This window comes from Paenibacillus sp. MAHUQ-45, from assembly GCF_058133325.1.
Map to the genome: position 1 here is coordinate 43,969 of NZ_JBYUPV010000011.1, position 15,765 is coordinate 59,733.

The following is a 15,765-nucleotide window of genomic DNA, read 5'->3' on the forward strand; positions in this document are numbered from 1 at the left end:
ATTAAGAAAGGATTGATTATATTGGCTAACACACTACTCAGCATTCAGGTTATTCCTAAAACTCCTAACAATGAGGATTCCATCCCTTATGTGGATAAAGCTATCGAGGTTATTCAGAAGTCTGGTGTGAAGCATCAAGTGAACCCGCTCGAAACGACGATGGAAGGCGAACTAAATGACCTGCTAGAAGTCGTGCGCGAGATGCATGAAGCACTAGTCCAAGCCGGCAGCCCGAGCGTTATCTCCCAGATCAAAATCGCCCACAATCCGAACGGAATCAGCATGGACAAACTGACGGAGAAATACCGGCCGTGAGATCGTCCTGGAAGCAGATATGGCCGCCCTTTGTGGCGGTCATCTTCTTTTTGACAGTATGGCAGCTATCCGTATCTTTCTTTGATATTGAAAAATGGATTCTGCCTAGTCCCCGCGATATCGGGCATGAATTCGCAGGCAATCCCGCCGGCATCTGGGAGCATACGCTGGCTACACTGAAGCTGACGCTGATCGGCTTTCCCATTGGTACTGGTGTGGGCCTTGTGGTAGCGCTGCTGCTGCACCTGCTGCCGTGGGCGAAACGAGCCTTTTATCCGCTATTGATCCTGAGCCAGAACGTCCCATCCATCGCCTTGGGACCCTTGCTTGTCATCTGGTTCGGATTCGGCTTGCTGCCAAAGATGGTGCTGATTACGCTGGTCTGTTTCTTCCCTGTCGCCGTGGCCGCCATGGGCGGACTGTCACAGAGCGATCGGGTGATGTTGAATTATATGAAAATGGCTGGGGCAAGCAAATGGCAGATTTTCACCAAGCTGGAGTTGCCTCATTCTCTGCCTGCGATGTTCTCGGGGGTTAAAATCTCCGCTACTTATGCTGTCATGGGAGCCGTGGTTGCCGAATGGATCGGCGCCGACAAGGGGATCGGGTATTATATGCAGCTGCAAAAATCAGCCTACCGCACCGACCGAATGTTCGTCGCCATCGTCATTGTTGTCTTGCTGAGCCTGGTGCTCTTCGCCATTATCGCTCTGCTGGAAAAATGGCTGGTGCGCTGGAAGCCGCGCCGCAACCCCTAGAAAGGAGGGATTTCCGAAATGTCTCAACTTACACATACACCTGCACCGCAGGAGCCGGTGAAAAACGAGGCTAGGACTGTCGCTACAGGACTGCACGGATTGCCACCTGCTCTCGAAGTCAGTGCCGTCTCCAAGACCTTCACCCAGCGCCGCCGCTCTACTCCTGTACTAAACAATGTCTCACTAAAGGTGGAGCAACAAGAATTCGTGACCATTCTCGGCCCTTCCGGCTGCGGCAAAAGCACGCTGTTCCATATCATCGGCGGCCTGGAGCAGCCGGACAGTGGAACGGTGAGCATGAACGGAGCCATCGTTACCGGCCAGCGCGGGGAGATCAGCTATATGCCACAGCAGCCAGCTCTCTTTCCTTGGCGGACCATCGAGGATAATGTCCTCTTGTCCCAAGAGATCAAGGGCGCTAAACGGGACGGTAGCCGCGAAGAAGCTCGTCAGTGGTTGGCCAAAGTCGGCCTCGCCGGCTTCGAACGGGCTTACCCGCATATGCTGTCAGGCGGGATGCAGCAGCGCGTGGCATTCCTCCGGGCGCTGCTGGCACCGCAGGAGCTGATGCTCCTGGATGAGCCATTCAGTGCGCTGGATGCACTGACCCGCAGCGAAATGCAGCGCTGGCTGCTGGAGCTGTGGGAGGAAAACCGCCGCTCCGTGCTGTTCATCACCCACAACATTGAAGAGGCGCTGCTCCTCTCGAATCGTATCTATGTGTTCTCGGGCCGCCCGGGTCAGGTTCTGCACACGGTAGATGTGCCGTTCCCGCGCCCGCGCCGCGAGGAGATTGGGGATACGCCAGAATTCCTTGCTCTGAAGCGTCAGCTGTCGCAGTGGATGCGTGAGGAGCAGGCCAAGAGCCGAGCGCAGCAATCCTAACTCTGCAGAAGCGCTCAAGTAACGCTCTAATCAACGGAATGATATGTAATTTTTTAACAGAAAATGATACGATAAAGCTCAGGAGAGTATTCTAATTCTCCTGAGCTTTATTTGTTAAATGAATTAATTTACGAAAAGTGATAATGAGAGGTGGAGTTGAAAACTATGAGTATGAATCATTAAAGAAGATGCCTAGCTTTATTCAAAAGATCTTTGTGAAAATGTCGAATGTAGACAATTCCTATCTTAGCGGCGTGCATACTTTGCTGTACAAACTCGGCCCAGGTTTAAGCCGGGGGGTAAAATTAGGGCTCCGGGACAAGTAGGCGGTGAAGCAAACCTCCTTCATGGGACTTCGGATCAGACTGAGAGATCTTTGCCGGCACCAGTTGAAAATTTTGCTGCCCCAGCTGGAGCAATTCCCTGAACGGAACCTTTGTTTCTTCAATATTGCTGGAGGGGCCGCTACCGACAGCATCAACACACTGATTCTAATCCAGGAATCTGACCCGGAATTACTCAAGAGACGGAAGATTGAAATCAACATTCTAGATATCGATAGCTACGGCCCCAGTTTCGCAAAACGGTGCATTGAAGTTTTGAAGCAGCCGGGGGAACGTTTCCATAACATAGACATTACCCTTAATACTATTCATTATGACTGGAGCCAACCGGAGGCTTTACAAAAGATGAGTTTGGAGCGCTCCGAGTGGATTCAGCTCTGTTCATCGGAGGGCGGTCTTTTTGAGTACGGTTCGGATTCGGATATCATTAATAATTTAAACCATTTCTATATCAACTCCCCGGCGGACGCCCGGGTCACCGGTTCATTAATTTTCGACCGGTTGCATATAAATCCGGGATACCTGGGATTTACAGAGTTTATTGGCGTGCAAATCCAATACCTTGGGCTGGAGGGGTTGCAGCGAATTTTAGCCCAAACCTCGTGGGTTTTGGAAGAGTCCCAGGCAATTGATACGATCTATATTCTGTTTTCATTGAAGAAAGCGTGACTTAAGCTAAAGAGGCCGCTCCTTAAATCCAGCCCTTCTCCTCAGCAATTCTTACCGCTTCAATCCGACTTTTCACTTCAAGCTTGTTCAGAATCTCGGAAATATAATTGCGGACTGTGCCATAAGAAAGATGCAGTGTAGCTGCGATCTCACCCGCTGTCTGGCCTTCTCCCGCCAGCTTAAGGATCTCACGCTCTCTTGCGGTCAGCGGATTCTCCTCCCGCAAGCTTCCGAAGACCAACTCCGGGGATACTTCCTTATGGCCTTGCATGACTTGGCGAATCGCACCTGCGATCTTCTCGACAGGCTCGTCCTTGAGCAGATAGCCTTGTATATCCGCCTTCACCCCCCGTTCGAAATAACCAGGCCGGGCAAAGGTTGTCAGGATGATGACACGGGTTCGCGAGCCCTTCTTCTTCAGTAATTCAGCAACTTCTAACCCACTCATTCGTGGCATTTCAATATCCATCAGACAGACATCCGGCTGAAGCTTCTCGATCTGGGCCAGCGCCTCAGCACCGTCCCCCGCCTCTCCAACCACCTCGATATCATCTTCCAGGTCTAGCAAGGAAGCCATGGCGCCGCGCAGCAGGCGCTGATCCTCTGCAATTAAGATTGTTATCATGCGGTCTCCCCATCCTTTCGTTCTTTGACCACCAGGGGAATCATTACGGTCAATACTGTACCCTTACTCCCGTCGGCACTGATGGTCAGTGAGCCGTCAATCAGGGACAGGCGTTCATGCATTCCCTTCAGGCCGTTGCCCTCTCTGAATCCAGCATCTGAGCTAACCTGAGACTGCAATCCATGCCCGTTGTCCCGGATGATGATTCTCACTTGTCCATCACTCTTCACAGTGCTAATAACACATTTACTGGCCCCGCTATGCCGCACAATGTTGGTAACCGCCTCTTTGATACAGAGGCTGAGTATGTTCTGATTGAGGTCGGATACTTCCCCAAGGGAAACATCCCCCTCAATCTCCAGGGCAATCTCTGCTGTGCGCAGCATCTCTCCGGCCTCGGTTAACTCCTCGGCCACTGTGATGGCCCGCATCTCGGAGACCAGTTCCCGCACCTGCCTAAGCGCAGCACGGGAGGTGCGCTGAATCTCCCGCGCTTCAGCCTCTGCGCGCTGCGTATCCTTGGATACGAGCTTCTCAACCAACTGACTCTTCAGGGTAATCAGCGAAAGCGTATGACCAAGCGTATCATGCAAGTCACGGGCAATACGCATGCGTTCTTCGCGCTTAACAAGCTCTTTAATGACCTCGTTGGCCTCGTCCAGCTCCTTCTCCAGATGACGGCGGCGGAACATAGAACGTATCCCAAAAGGCGAAATCAGCATGATTATAATGAATGGAAGCAGAAACAATGAATCCGTACTTTCCATTTCCCTGAGTCCCCAAGCCACAAGGAATAATTCCTGCACCACAAAGATGGCATAGATGATATTGAATTTCCGATTATCGCTATACCAGCTGACAAAATTGGCTGTGAAGAAACCGAGATAAACGTTTTGGGGGTTGTAAAGAAGCGAGAGCAGTAAAATAATCAGCATTTGCACGGCCAACCAAGCGGTAAATGCACGGCCTTGGGCCCAGTACAACTGGCGATAAGTTACTGCGAACAACCCCATCATGGCATATCCTACCGCCAGTTTGATTCCGGTATATTCTTGCATGTTCAAAATCGGCAGGATCATATAAACCACCCAAATAAACGGGAAGATGCCGTGCTTTTTGGGAAATAGCCGGAACTGCCACTGCTTCATCGTTTTTTACACCGCTTCCTGTTTTTTACGAATATACACCGATAGTATCATGAATACGGCGAGATAACCGAGCAAAATCAGGATATTACTCCATTCCGGATGCGAACCCTGCACGATCTGCCAGGCACCATTTCCATAGTTGTAAGAAGGCAGCCAAACTCCGATTTTCTGCATCAGGCGCGGCAAAACCTCCAGCGGCATCCACATACCACCGGTTATAGCAAGGGCCATATAGACGGCGTTACTGACACCACTGGCTGTATCCACCCGTTTCATCGAACCCACCAGCGTACCCATTGCGAGGAAAGGCAAGGAGCCGACCAGTAGCCACAATCCGCTTAGCAGCCACTGCTCCATAGACAGCGAGACCCCATTTATGAGATAGCCTGCTGCAAAAATGCAGATGATCGAGAAGAGATGCATCATCGTCTGACCGAACATTTTGCCCAAAAAGTACACGTATCCCGGTAGCGGAGTAATACGGATAAAAGTCGTCCACCCCTGCGAGCGTTCCTGCACAAGACGAATGCCAAGCGTCATAATCGCTGATCCCATCACGCTGAAGGCCGCCATCGACATGAGATAATGTGCTGCCCAGGTCGGATCGCTGTCGCTCGTGTTTACGACCCGAGTGAAAATAAAATAGAACATGATCGGCATGAATAACGACCAAAATACATAGTAGGGATTGCGCACAATTCGCAGCATTTCTGCTTTGCACTGCATCGTTAGACTTCTCATCGTTAGATCGCCCCCTCTTGGTTCATTGTAAGCTGTTCAAAGGCTTCATCCAGCCGTCCCTGGTCAATGCGTACATCCTTCACCGGCAGACCAGCCGTAAAAATATCCCGCAACGCGTCATCCGTGTCTTCTGTAGTCACGAAGATTCGCCCGTCCTTATAGTAACAGCCGTCTATGGAAGGGAGAGCCAGCAACTGCTGCTGAAGATCCGGTCCACCAGTCGGTTGCAAAAAGGACAGCGAGCGCTTCACGATTCTCGCCTTGATCTCGTCCGGACTGCCGTCTGCCGCGAGGATTCCCCGGTTAAAAAGGAGAATACGGTCGGCGATATCCTCCGCTTCCGGCAGATAGTGCGTAGTGAACAGAATTGTCTTGCCCTGAGCTGCCAGTCCCCGCACCTTCTCCCAGAACCGCCGCCGGGCGGTAATATCCAGCCCGACCGTCGGCTCATCAAAGAACAGCAGATCAGGATCTCCAGCAAGTGCGAGCGCAAAGCCGAGACTGCGCTTCTGGCCACCCGATAGCTTCTCGGCATACCGGTTTAGATCTGCCGGGACAAGACCCGTTGCTTCCACCAGTAGCTTCTGATCCATGGGGCGCTCATAGTAACTGGAGATCAGGTTGATGATCTCCTTGACCTTCAAACGGTCCATGACACTGACCTCCTGCAGCATGGAACCCGTCTTCTCACGCACCGCCTTGTCTTTGGGATGCAGTCCAAAGATGGTTACAGAGCCTTCAGTCGGCTCCAGCAGACCCAGCATCATCAGGATGGCTGTGGTCTTGCCTGCTCCATTCGGCCCCAGAATGGCGGTAATCGAACCTTTGTTTATGTTAAAGCTAATGTTATCTACCGCCTTTTTCTCCTTGAATACTTTGCTGACGCCTTTCATTGCAATTACTGTCTCCATGCCCTATTCCCTCCCATAATCCGTTGAGTTCTTCTTCATGCATCTAATACTAATGTCAAAAAGGAGATGACATTAGTATGGAGTGTCACTGCTTTAAGTTGACAATTGTCACCTGTTGATCGAAAGAATCTTTCGGCCAAAATAAACATACATAATTGCATTTATTTGGATAATATCATTTTCCATTCGTTATAGATATAAGGAAATTCCCATTAAAAAATCCCCCGATTGAAGCCTAAGCTCCCGGGGGATTTCCTCTAATTGCTCTATATATTTCTGATAGATGTACCCAGAATTATCTACGCAGGAAGCCTTTTGCCTGTAAAAAGTCCTTCAACTGCAGACGAGCCGGCTCCGATAATCGTTTTGCCATCATTGCAGACCAAGGTGTGTCATTCGCACCGCCGGTCCGTTCACGCATGTATACCCGACTTTCTTCGTCATAAGCCTTAACCTGCTCCACAGTTGCCTTAGCATCATAGCCGTTGCGATGTAGCACAGCCTGAAGCGACAGACGCGGACGCAGCCCTGCCCTTGCTGCCGGATAACCAACGCACATACCGAATACAGGGTAGACCAATTCTGGAAGCCCCAGCAGCTCCGACACCTCTGCAATCTTAGTGCGGACACCGCCAATGTAGACGATGCCCAGCCCCAGCGACTCTGCTGCTACAGCTGCATTTTGCGCAGCGAGGGCCACATCGACTGTAGCGACGATCAGATTCTCCGTGGTGTCCTCATAGGAGGGGCTGCCGGCCAGATGTGGCGTGGACGCTTCCCGAAGGCGATACAGGTCTGCACACCAGACCAGAAAGACAGGGGACTGCTCGATATAGACCTGATTACCGGCTAATGCAGCAAGCTGGCTTTTTAATGCAGGGTCGGTCACTGCGATAACGCTGTACGCCTGAACGTTGCTGGAAGTGGAAGCCATCTGAGCTGCACCAATGATAGCTGCAAGCTGATCTTCGCTGACAGGGGTATCCTTATACTGACGAACCGAGGCATGTCGGTTCAACAGCTCCAGAGTTTCATTATTCGGTTTCATTACTCATTCGCCTCTCTTTATCCCGGAATTGGCTTCTCTTGCAAGCCTGTCTCTATATTAATAACATACATGAGCATACAAATAAAAATGTACAGACTAGTTGGTCTACCACCTGCCCGTGCGCTTTACCTCCTGAACAATCACCTGAATGCCCTCGTCGATCTGCTCCAACCGGGCGCGTGAAATGCTGATCCGTATAAATTTCTCCCGCTCCTGATAGTCGGTTAGATAGAATCCCCTTCCGGACACAACGCTGATCTTCCTCTCTTTCAGACGTTTAAGCAGGCGGTCCAGGTTCAGCGTTCCCGGCAGTTTAAACTGCACATAGACACCGGAACTACCGGGAGACACCTCAATCAAGCCCTCTGTGTTGTGCCGTTCAAGTGCCGCATACAGCGCGTCCATTCTCTCCCCGTACAGGTCCTTTATTTTGTGCTTGTGATGCTCATACATCCCATTCTTGATGTAGATCTCAAGTGCCGCCTGAGACAATAGGGAGGTGTCCGTATAACCTTTATGCGAACGAAAGGCCTCCAGCAGAGCTTCTGGTAACACTACCGCACCCAGTCTGAGACCAGGGAAGATAATCTTCGAAAAGCTTTTTAAATAAATAACGTGTGAAGTCTGATCATACGCATAAATGGGATCAAAACGCCGCTCCGTACCCAGATCGGCCATGTAGTCATCCTCAACGATATAGACATCGTATCTGGCGGCCAAGCTGGCGATGGCTCTCCGTTCCTCTGCGCTATAGGAGGTTCCAAGCGGATTCTGATACCTAGGCATTGTATAGAAAAATTTGATGTTCCCGCTCTTGAATTTCTCCTCCAGCTCCTGCAGATCAATGCCTGCTGCCGAACGAGCGATTCCACTGACGGGCAGACCCTCGCCCTCCAAATAACGCAGATAGATGTCGTAGCCTGGCTGTTCGACGAGAATTTGTGTCCCCCAGCCTGGAAATGGCATCTTGGCCAGAATTTCGAGCGCCTGCTGGATGCCCGAGGTGATAATGATCCGCTCTGCTTTGGCAAACACCTGATATTCAGCCAAATGGGATACCAAGGTATGACGCAGCGTCCCCCATCCCAAAATATCACTGTAAGTGAACAGGTGGTATTTGTAGATATCAATTGCTTTGTTGAGACAATGCTGAAAATCCAAATACGGAAATACGTTCAGATCGGGCGAAGCGGAGGCAAAATCCAGAGTCTCATGGCCAGTCGAAGGCCCCTGGTCCTCAGGTTTCTCCACTATGTAATATCCGCTTTGCGGAATGGAATATACTGTGTGTTTTCTTTCGAGCTCTCCATATGCCCTTAAAACAGTGCTAATACTGCACTCGTAGAATGCTGCGGCACTTCGCACGGAGGGCAGCTTTTGTCCAGGGCTATATTTCCCCTCCCGAATTTGGTTTTCCATATCCGCTAAGACGGAATGATACTTTTTCATAATGCCCTCCTATACAACCTTCGTCTCGCACAAAAAGTAGAATCCAATATTTTATCCTATAGATTCCCGCACCAAGCATACGTTCATGCTAACACCATTCTTCTCCATTCATTATAAACGAATCTTGCATCTGTATCGGTACAGTTATGAAAAACAGACATTGTAGGGCGACATAAATTCTTTTAATTTTAAAGTAACAAACAGAGGCGGATTCACTCTCCGCCTTGCTATAGAAAGGGAGATGCAACCATGCAGCCAAAAGGTCTCAAACTGGCATATATTCTCGCCGTACTCAATGCGGCTATCATCGGATTCTCATTTTTGTTTACCAAAGTAGCACTCGGCCACGCCGGACCGCTCGATACACTGACCTTCCGCTTCGCCGCTTCTTTCCTGGTGATGTCGATCCCGGTCGCCTTCGGCTGGGTCAAAATCTCCTACCGTGGCAAGCCTATTTTCAAGGCACTACTGCTGGCAACCATGTATCCGCTCGGGTTCTTCACGCTTCAAGTATTCGGACTCCAGCACGCCACCTCGGCCGAAGGAGGGATTCTCTATGCTTTTACACCGGTAGTTACGATGATTATCGCTTCGATCTTCTTGAAAGAAACAACGACGCTCCTGCAAAAGTTATGTATTTTCCTGTCCGTATTCGGTGTGGTGTTCATCTTTGTGATGAAAGGCAGCAGCATTAATCTGTCCAATATGACCGGAATTGTGCTGCTGTTCCTGACCTGTGTGGCTTTTGCCGGATACAGCGTGATGGCCCGTTCACTCACCAAGCATTTCAGCCCTGCTGAAATCAGCTACTTGATGATGGGAATCGGCTTCGCCACTTTCCTGATTATTTCGGTAACCGAGCATATCAGCAACGGAACAATGGGCCAGTTCTTCAAACCGCTGAGCAGCGATACGTTTATCTTATCGGCACTTTATTTGGGCGTCATTGCCTCACTCGTCACTACATTATCCTCTAACTATATCTTGTCCAAAATCGAAGCTTCCCTCATGAGCGTGTTCGCCAATCTCTCCACAATTGTATCGCTTGCGGCTGGGGCGATCTTTCTGGGTGAAGAAATCACGATGTACCACTTGATTGGCTCAGCTCTGATCATCGCAGGGGTTATTGGCACGAACCGTCTGGGCCGGAAAAAAGCTGCCGCAATTCCTGTTAATATGCCGATGTCTAAATCAGCAAAATTATGACCCTTATCTAAGAGAAAGTCATCGTGTCTTCCTGTCCTGATATTAAAAAAAGTCGCAGCTGCCTAATACGGCACCTGCGACTTTTTATTAATTCTGTCTACAGATTTTATGACGCTCCTGTCGACAGAAATCAACTCTATATTGCCTTACAACTTCACCCGCTGCAACCGCAGTGCGTTCAGCACAACAGATACAGAGCTGAAAGCCATCGCCGCTCCCGCGAGCCATGGGGCTAGGAAGCCTAGGGCCGCGATTGGAATCCCGATCGTATTGTAGGCCAGCGCCCAGAACAGATTCTGCTTGATGTTCCGCATCGTCTTGCGGCTCATCTCAATCGCATCCGGGATGCTCTTCAGATCGCCGCGCATCAGTGTGATGTCCGCGGCTTCCATCGCCACGTCTGTCCCGGTGCCGACCGCCATGCCTGTGTCGGCGGTCGCCAGCGCCGGCGCATCGTTGATGCCGTCGCCGACCATCGCCACCTTGGTTCCGCCCGCCTGCAGCTTGCGAACCTCCTCGGCCTTGCCCTCCGGCAGGACCTCGGCTAGCACCTTAGTGATCCCGGCCTGCTTCGCAATGGCCTCGGCAGTGATCTTGTTGTCACCTGTAATCATGACAACCTCGATACCCATCTTGTGCAGTGCAGCTACAGCTGCCCGTGAAGTGTCTTTGATCGTGTCGGCCACAGCGACGACCCCGACCACTGCCTTCTCGACAGCTACCAGCATCGCTGTCTTCCCTTCCTGCTCCAGTCCTGTCATCAGCGCCGTCCAGGCCGTAATATCCAGGCCTTCTTCTTCCATCATGCGGCGTGTACCAACCTTCACCGCTTGGGCATTCACCACAGCCGATATACCCCGGCCAGGTATGTTATTGAACTGTCCTGCTTCCGGCAGGGTCAGTCCTCTGTCCACCGCTCCGGCGACAATCGCCTCCGCAAGCGGATGCTCGGACAGCTTTTCCGCAGCGGCGGTCAACGAAAGCAGCTCATTCTCGGCTGCTGCCTTGTCATTCCCTGCAGCACTTTCAGCGATAATAACATCGGTCAGCACAGGTTTGCCGTTAGTTACAGTCCCTGTCTTATCGAGGACAACGACCTGAATGCCTTGTGCGGCTTCCAGATGCTCACCGCCCTTGAACAGAATGCCCAGTTCCGCTGCCCGGCCCGAGCCCGCCATGATTGACGTTGGTGTTGCCAGCCCCAAGGCACACGGACAGGCAATAACCAGCACCGCGATCGCTTTCTCCAGCGCTTCCGAGAACTGGCCGGGAGCAACACCGAAATACCAGATCAGGAAGGTCAAGACCGCAATCCCGACCACAATCGGTACGAAGATACCGGAAATGACATCAGCGATCCGCTGGATCGGCGCCTTGGAACCCTGCGCCTCTTCCACGACTCGGATAATCTGTGCAAGCGCAGTGTCCCGTCCTACTCGGCTGGCTTTCACCCGCAGCATTCCGTTCTTGTTCAGCGTTGCGCCAATTACAGTATCCCCGGGCTTCTTTTCCACCGGGATGCTCTCGCCAGTCAGCATAGATTCGTCCACTGATGACAAACCTTCTACGACCTCGCCGTCCACAGGTACTTTTGTTCCCGGTTTAACCAATACGATGTCGCCAGGAACTACCTCATCCACAGGGATGCTGATCTCGGCTCCGTCCCGAATAACGAGCGCGGTCTTCGCCTGCAAGCCCATAAGACTCTTAATAGCATCCGATGAGCGGCCCTTGGCCAGCGCCTCGAACCATTTGCCGACCAGAATCAACGTGATCAGAATCGCACTCGTCTCATAATACATCTCTACCGTATGATCCATGCCCGACATGTTAAGCGAATCAATTGTCAGGTATAAGCTATAGAAATAAGCAGCCGAGGTCCCTAGTGCGACTAGCACGTCCATATTGGCACTGCCATTGCGCAGCGCCTTATAAGCGCCGACGTAGAACTGCCAGCCGATAATGAACTGAACTGGAGTAGCCAATACCAATTGGAACCAAGGATTCATGAACAGATCAGGAGTAGGGATCCAGGTGGTAAAGGAAAAATGTCCAGCCATTGCCCATAACAGCGGCAAGGACAGAATAGCGGAGATGATCCATTTGTTCCGCTTATGCTTAATCTCCGCTCCCCGCCGATCAACATTGTCTTTGCGATCCTGCTTAAGCGTAGCTTTATATCCGATGCTGCTGACCTTCTCCATGATCTCTCGGGTCCCGATATCGCCTGGTGTGTATTCGACATGCGCGGTTTCCAGTGCCAGATTCACATTCACCGAAGCAATCCCCGGCATTTTCCCCAGCACCTTCTCTATACGTGCCGAACAAGCTGCACAGGTCATGCCCGAGATATCAAAATCGGCAGATTCTTTTACGGTATCATAGCCCAGTGCACGAATCTTCGCTTCGATCTCAGGCAGTCCGGCCACCTTCGGATCGAAGCCCACTGTCGCTTGCTCCAGTGCCAGGTTCACATTCGCACGGGAGACGCCCTCCATTTTGGACAACCCTTTCTCAATCCGAGCTGCGCAAGCCGAACAAGTCATGCCTGTAATTTGCAGAGTCGTCTGCTTCTCCTCCGGTACCGCTGCAGTGTTTCCCATCTTCTCCACCTCTTCACATACCCCCAAGGGGTATAATAATCTTCAAAAGAAAAGGCGTTGGCGCCTCGGGAACCAAGAAGGTCCGTACTGCTCCAAGCCTTATTACTGTGCTTCAAGTTAAACTACATCATACCCTTGATCTTCGATAGCTTCTTTAATGGCGCTGAGGCTAACCTTGTTCTCATCGAAATCAACGGCTACTGTCTTGGCTGACAGATCTACCTTCGCAGAAGCACCAAGATTCGATACAGCCTTCTCTACAGAACTCACACAGTGACCGCAAGACATTCCTTCAACGTTAAGTACAGCATTTGACATGATAATTCCTCCCTAATTTTTTGGCTCAAAATCAAAATCGGTGGTTGCGCTAAATGAGGGCGCTACGGGCTCGGAGGGTTCTTCCGATCGCTGTTAAATCCCGATTTCTAGATGGTAAAAAGAGTTATAGGTTGAAATCAGGATTTAAAGGCGAACACTATCGTTTCTACAGAATCCCTCCGACCCTTCGCTCTAATGCCCGCGTATAGTTAACCTCTAATTTTTAATTGGGCCAATTATTTCATTAATTTATTCACAGTCACCAGCAACTCGTCGATGACCTCATGCTCACCAGCTTCGATACGTTCGATAATGCAGCTCTTCATATGGCCTTCGAGCAGCAGCCGTCCAACACCGCCCAGTGCCGATTGAACCGCAGCCAGTTGATTAAGGACATCATCACAATAGGTATCTCGGTCAATCATTCCCTTGATTCCGCGAACCTGGCCCTCAATTCGGTTGAGTCTTGTGGTCAGCAGGCTCTTGAAATCGGAAGAGTGATGACTCTTACGCACACCAGAATCGGAAGTCCCGCATTCATCGCTGCAGGAATGCCCTGCCCGTTCTTTTTCATTAACAGACACATGCATCAGCCTCCTTGAATCCACTATAATATACCCCCCATGGGTATGTCAAGACTATCAAAAAAGTCACATCACCATACTTTTCTTTGATTTAATGATGCTGAAAATGAGTAAAAATAATTGTTTTTTGTTATAAAATAGCAGGAATTCAGGGTATGGAAGCGAATTCAATTAGAATTATACCCTTGTTTTTCCAGATAAATTCTTTGTATCCTCGACCCTAGGAAATTTGGGTACTTTCCCTTAAAATAATGGAACATCATGACATTGCACGAGAGGAGGGCTTATATTGCTCAACCGTACATTAAACTTTTTCAGGCGAAATATAGGCCAGTTGTATGCACTAATCGTTTGCATGGCTGGGTTTGGTCTCTTTGCCATCTATAATAGGGGTGCCTTTCTGCATTACGCTGCTTCGGACTGGGTATGGATATGCGCCATGTCGACAGCCGCAGTCATTCTGACCGTGTTCACTTTTCAGCTTCCTCCACAGGGCAATGGTTTATCCCTGGATTCTTCGGTGTACCTGGCCTGCATCTTTCTGTTCGGCCCTTCATTTTCATTAACGGTACTGTTGCTCTCTTCTCTTATTTCTTTCTTCCTGGAGCGGAATAAGGTTTGGTGGAAGCCTCTCAATAATTTTGCAGTCTATTCCATCATGATTTGTACATCTTCACTAATTTTCACCGCACTTGGCGGGGCTGAAGGTCCTCTGCTGAGCCATCACCTGTACGCCTATGCCGGAAGCATGGCTGTATATTTTATCCTAAACACGTTCTTGATTGGACTCTATTATTACGTCGTCTTCCACGAAAATTTGTACGATACGCTCAAAGGGATGCTCAGAGATACCCTTCTGGCGTATCTTAGCACGCTGGTGCTTTCACTTGTATTAACTATTCTGGTGTCCCACAACGAATTTGTCGGACTGGCACTATTTCTATGTCTAAGCGTGCTGCTCTCCTATTCATTCAAACAATTGTTCGCGATGTACCGCAGCATTGAGGAACGTGCCAACCGGGATCAGCGCACTGGATTGTTTAACCACAGCTATTTCGAGACGGCGCTGGAAGAAGCCATGCGCAAGTCCAAGGCCGACGGCTCTGCGCTTTCCCTGGCCATGATCGACATTGATGACTTCAAGAAATACAATGATCATTTCGGTCATTTGAAAGGCGACGGGCTAATTGTCTTCCTCGCAGAGCTGCTGAAAAAAGAGTCCAAGGGGACGGAGATTATCGTTTCCCGTTATGGCGGCGAGGAATTCACACTGCTCCTGCCTGCGCATGATACAGTTCAAGCCAAGCAGTTCATCGAACGGCTGCGTAGGACACTGAACCGTTCCCCTTTCGAAGGGGTAGAAATTTTCCCGCAAGGTTGTCTCTCCTTCTCGGCAGGCATCGCTGGCTACAGACCAGATGTGCATGAGAAATCAGAACTTGTCGAACACGCGGATCAGGCTTTGTATTATGCCAAGAAGCAGGGCAAGAATATGGTCCATATTTATGGCAACCAATCGCCATTGGAACGCGAGATTGATTTCAGCCAGGACGTGCGGGACATTGAGCAGCAGCTGAACCTGTTCATGTACAAAGATTTGGAGACCTTCAAGCACTCCAAGCGAGTGTTTCAATATGCCCTGGACATCAGCGGAATGCTCAATCTGGACAATCTCACCAAACGTCAGTTTACCCTGGGTGCGCTGATTCATGATATCGGGAAACTGGAGATTCCATGGGGCATCCTCAACAAGCAGGACAAGCTGGCGCCTGAAGAATGGGAAATGGTGAAATGGCATGTCACTTGGGGCAAACGAATGGCGATGACCAATGAAAAATTCAAGGATCTGGCGCCCTACATCGAGCTGCATCATGAAAGGTATGATGGACAAGGATACCCCTACGGATTCAAAGGTGAGGAAATTCCCCGCCTGTGCCGGATGCTGACCATCATCGACTCTTTTGACGCCATGACTACCGAACGACCTTACCAGCCTACAAAATCCATAACAGAAGCCATCGTGGAGCTAAGAGCCTGCGCGGGAAGCCAGTTCGATCCGCAGTTGACAGAGTTCTTCATCAACTATATCGAATCCAGAGCATTCCCAACAGAAGACGTGGGTTCAGAGCAGGCGTTACAAGGTACATCCTAAGCTCATAGA

General features: G+C 50.4%; 15 protein-coding genes. 6 read left to right on the forward strand and 9 right to left on the reverse strand.

The window, feature by feature from the left end; all coding sequences use genetic code 11:
- Window positions 1-21 precede the first annotated feature (21 nt).
- From AC3Y23_RS21685 to AC3Y23_RS21700, 4 genes are all read left to right on the forward strand, one after another.
- Window positions 22-315 carry an MTH1187 family thiamine-binding protein gene (locus tag AC3Y23_RS21685; RefSeq protein WP_066374901.1) on the forward strand — a complete coding sequence of 98 codons (294 nt, stop codon included), beginning with the start codon at window positions 22-24 and terminating at the stop codon, window positions 313-315.
- Window positions 312-1,073: an ABC transporter permease gene (locus AC3Y23_RS21690; RefSeq protein ID WP_379202917.1), complete on the forward strand. Its 762-nt coding sequence runs from the start codon at window positions 312-314 to the stop codon at window positions 1,071-1,073. Before AC3Y23_RS21685 ends, AC3Y23_RS21690 begins: the two co-directional genes overlap by 4 nt.
- A gap of 18 nt (window positions 1,074-1,091) precedes the next feature.
- The gene (locus AC3Y23_RS21695; RefSeq protein WP_379202919.1) at window positions 1,092-1,958 is read left to right on the forward strand and encodes an ABC transporter ATP-binding protein; all 867 of its coding nucleotides are present in this window, start codon (window positions 1,092-1,094) and stop codon (window positions 1,956-1,958) included.
- A 389-nt stretch (window positions 1,959-2,347) separates the two neighbouring features.
- Window positions 2,348-2,971 carry a hypothetical protein gene (locus AC3Y23_RS21700; protein WP_379202921.1) on the forward strand — a complete coding sequence of 208 codons (624 nt, stop codon included), beginning with the start codon at window positions 2,348-2,350 and terminating at the stop codon, window positions 2,969-2,971.
- 22 nt (window positions 2,972-2,993) lie between these two features.
- Here AC3Y23_RS21700 and AC3Y23_RS21705 read toward each other — a convergent pair whose 3' ends face one another.
- The 6 genes from AC3Y23_RS21705 to AC3Y23_RS21730 form a co-directional block, all read right to left on the reverse strand.
- A complete protein-coding gene (locus tag AC3Y23_RS21705; protein ID WP_379202923.1) occupies window positions 2,994-3,596 on the reverse strand; it encodes a response regulator transcription factor in 603 nt (200 codons plus the stop codon).
- Complete coding sequence (locus AC3Y23_RS21710) at window positions 3,593-4,744, reverse strand: sensor histidine kinase (protein ID WP_379202925.1); 1,152 nt, start codon at window positions 4,742-4,744, stop codon at window positions 3,593-3,595. Before AC3Y23_RS21710 ends, AC3Y23_RS21705 begins: the two co-directional genes overlap by 4 nt.
- A 6-nt stretch (window positions 4,745-4,750) precedes the next feature.
- The gene (locus AC3Y23_RS21715) at window positions 4,751-5,485 is read right to left on the reverse strand and encodes an ABC transporter permease (RefSeq protein WP_379202927.1); all 735 of its coding nucleotides are present in this window, start codon (window positions 5,483-5,485) and stop codon (window positions 4,751-4,753) included.
- Window positions 5,486-5,487: 2 nt separating this feature from the next.
- Window positions 5,488-6,396 (reverse strand): ABC transporter ATP-binding protein, encoded by a 909-nt coding sequence (locus AC3Y23_RS21720; RefSeq protein ID WP_379202929.1) that lies wholly within the window; start codon window positions 6,394-6,396, stop codon window positions 5,488-5,490.
- Window positions 6,397-6,691: 295 nt separating this feature from the next.
- Window positions 6,692-7,444 carry an oxygen-insensitive NADPH nitroreductase gene (nfsA, locus tag AC3Y23_RS21725; protein ID WP_379202931.1) on the reverse strand — a complete coding sequence of 251 codons (753 nt, stop codon included), beginning with the start codon at window positions 7,442-7,444 and terminating at the stop codon, window positions 6,692-6,694.
- A 105-nt stretch (window positions 7,445-7,549) separates the two neighbouring features.
- The gene (locus AC3Y23_RS21730; RefSeq protein ID WP_379202933.1) at window positions 7,550-8,893 is read right to left on the reverse strand and encodes an aminotransferase-like domain-containing protein; all 1,344 of its coding nucleotides are present in this window, start codon (window positions 8,891-8,893) and stop codon (window positions 7,550-7,552) included.
- A 249-nt stretch (window positions 8,894-9,142) separates the two neighbouring features.
- On the opposite strand from AC3Y23_RS21730, the gene AC3Y23_RS21735 reads away from it, so the two are divergent.
- Entirely contained in the window at window positions 9,143-10,099 is a 957-nt protein-coding gene (locus tag AC3Y23_RS21735) for a DMT family transporter (RefSeq protein ID WP_379202935.1), read from the forward strand.
- Window positions 10,100-10,245: 146 nt separating this feature from the next.
- Here AC3Y23_RS21735 and AC3Y23_RS21740 read toward each other — a convergent pair whose 3' ends face one another.
- From AC3Y23_RS21740 to AC3Y23_RS21750, 3 genes are all read right to left on the reverse strand, one after another.
- Window positions 10,246-12,702, reverse strand: a complete 2,457-nt coding sequence (locus tag AC3Y23_RS21740; RefSeq protein WP_379202937.1) for a heavy metal translocating P-type ATPase — start codon at window positions 12,700-12,702, stop codon at window positions 10,246-10,248.
- A 117-nt stretch (window positions 12,703-12,819) separates the two neighbouring features.
- Window positions 12,820-13,020, reverse strand: a complete 201-nt coding sequence (gene copZ / locus AC3Y23_RS21745; RefSeq protein WP_379202939.1) for a copper chaperone CopZ — start codon at window positions 13,018-13,020, stop codon at window positions 12,820-12,822.
- 236 nt (window positions 13,021-13,256) lie between these two features.
- Window positions 13,257-13,535, reverse strand: coding sequence for a metal-sensitive transcriptional regulator (locus AC3Y23_RS21750; RefSeq protein ID WP_379203189.1), 279 nt, complete (start codon window positions 13,533-13,535; stop codon window positions 13,257-13,259).
- A gap of 424 nt (window positions 13,536-13,959) precedes the next feature.
- Here AC3Y23_RS21750 and AC3Y23_RS21755 point away from each other — a divergent pair, with 424 nt between their 5' ends.
- The gene (locus AC3Y23_RS21755; protein WP_379203192.1) at window positions 13,960-15,756 is read left to right on the forward strand and encodes a bifunctional diguanylate cyclase/phosphohydrolase; all 1,797 of its coding nucleotides are present in this window, start codon (window positions 13,960-13,962) and stop codon (window positions 15,754-15,756) included.
- Window positions 15,757-15,765: the final 9 nt, after the last annotated feature.

Bases quoted from the DNA above. Each gene is read 5' to 3' on its own strand.
- AC3Y23_RS21695 (WP_379202919.1), top strand. From the start codon at position 1,092: ATGTCTCAACTTACACATACACCTGCACCGCAGGAGCCGGTGAAAAAC.
- AC3Y23_RS21705 (WP_379202923.1), bottom strand. From the start codon at position 3,596: ATGATAACAATCTTAATTGCAGAGGATCAGCGCCTGCTGCGCGGCGCC.
- AC3Y23_RS21710 (WP_379202925.1), bottom strand. From the start codon at position 4,744: ATGAAGCAGTGGCAGTTCCGGCTATTTCCCAAAAAGCACGGCATCTTC.
- AC3Y23_RS21715 (WP_379202927.1), bottom strand. From the start codon at position 5,485: ATGAGAAGTCTAACGATGCAGTGCAAAGCAGAAATGCTGCGAATTGTG.
- AC3Y23_RS21720 (WP_379202929.1), bottom strand. From the start codon at position 6,396: ATGGAGACAGTAATTGCAATGAAAGGCGTCAGCAAAGTATTCAAGGAG.
- nfsA (WP_379202931.1), bottom strand. From the start codon at position 7,444: ATGAAACCGAATAATGAAACTCTGGAGCTGTTGAACCGACATGCCTCG.
- AC3Y23_RS21730 (WP_379202933.1), bottom strand. From the start codon at position 8,893: ATGAAAAAGTATCATTCCGTCTTAGCGGATATGGAAAACCAAATTCGG.
- AC3Y23_RS21735 (WP_379202935.1), top strand. From the start codon at position 9,143: ATGCAGCCAAAAGGTCTCAAACTGGCATATATTCTCGCCGTACTCAAT.
- AC3Y23_RS21740 (WP_379202937.1), bottom strand. From the start codon at position 12,702: ATGGGAAACACTGCAGCGGTACCGGAGGAGAAGCAGACGACTCTGCAA.
- copZ (WP_379202939.1), bottom strand. From the start codon at position 13,020: ATGTCAAATGCTGTACTTAACGTTGAAGGAATGTCTTGCGGTCACTGT.
- AC3Y23_RS21755 (WP_379203192.1), top strand. From the start codon at position 13,960: ATGGCTGGGTTTGGTCTCTTTGCCATCTATAATAGGGGTGCCTTTCTG.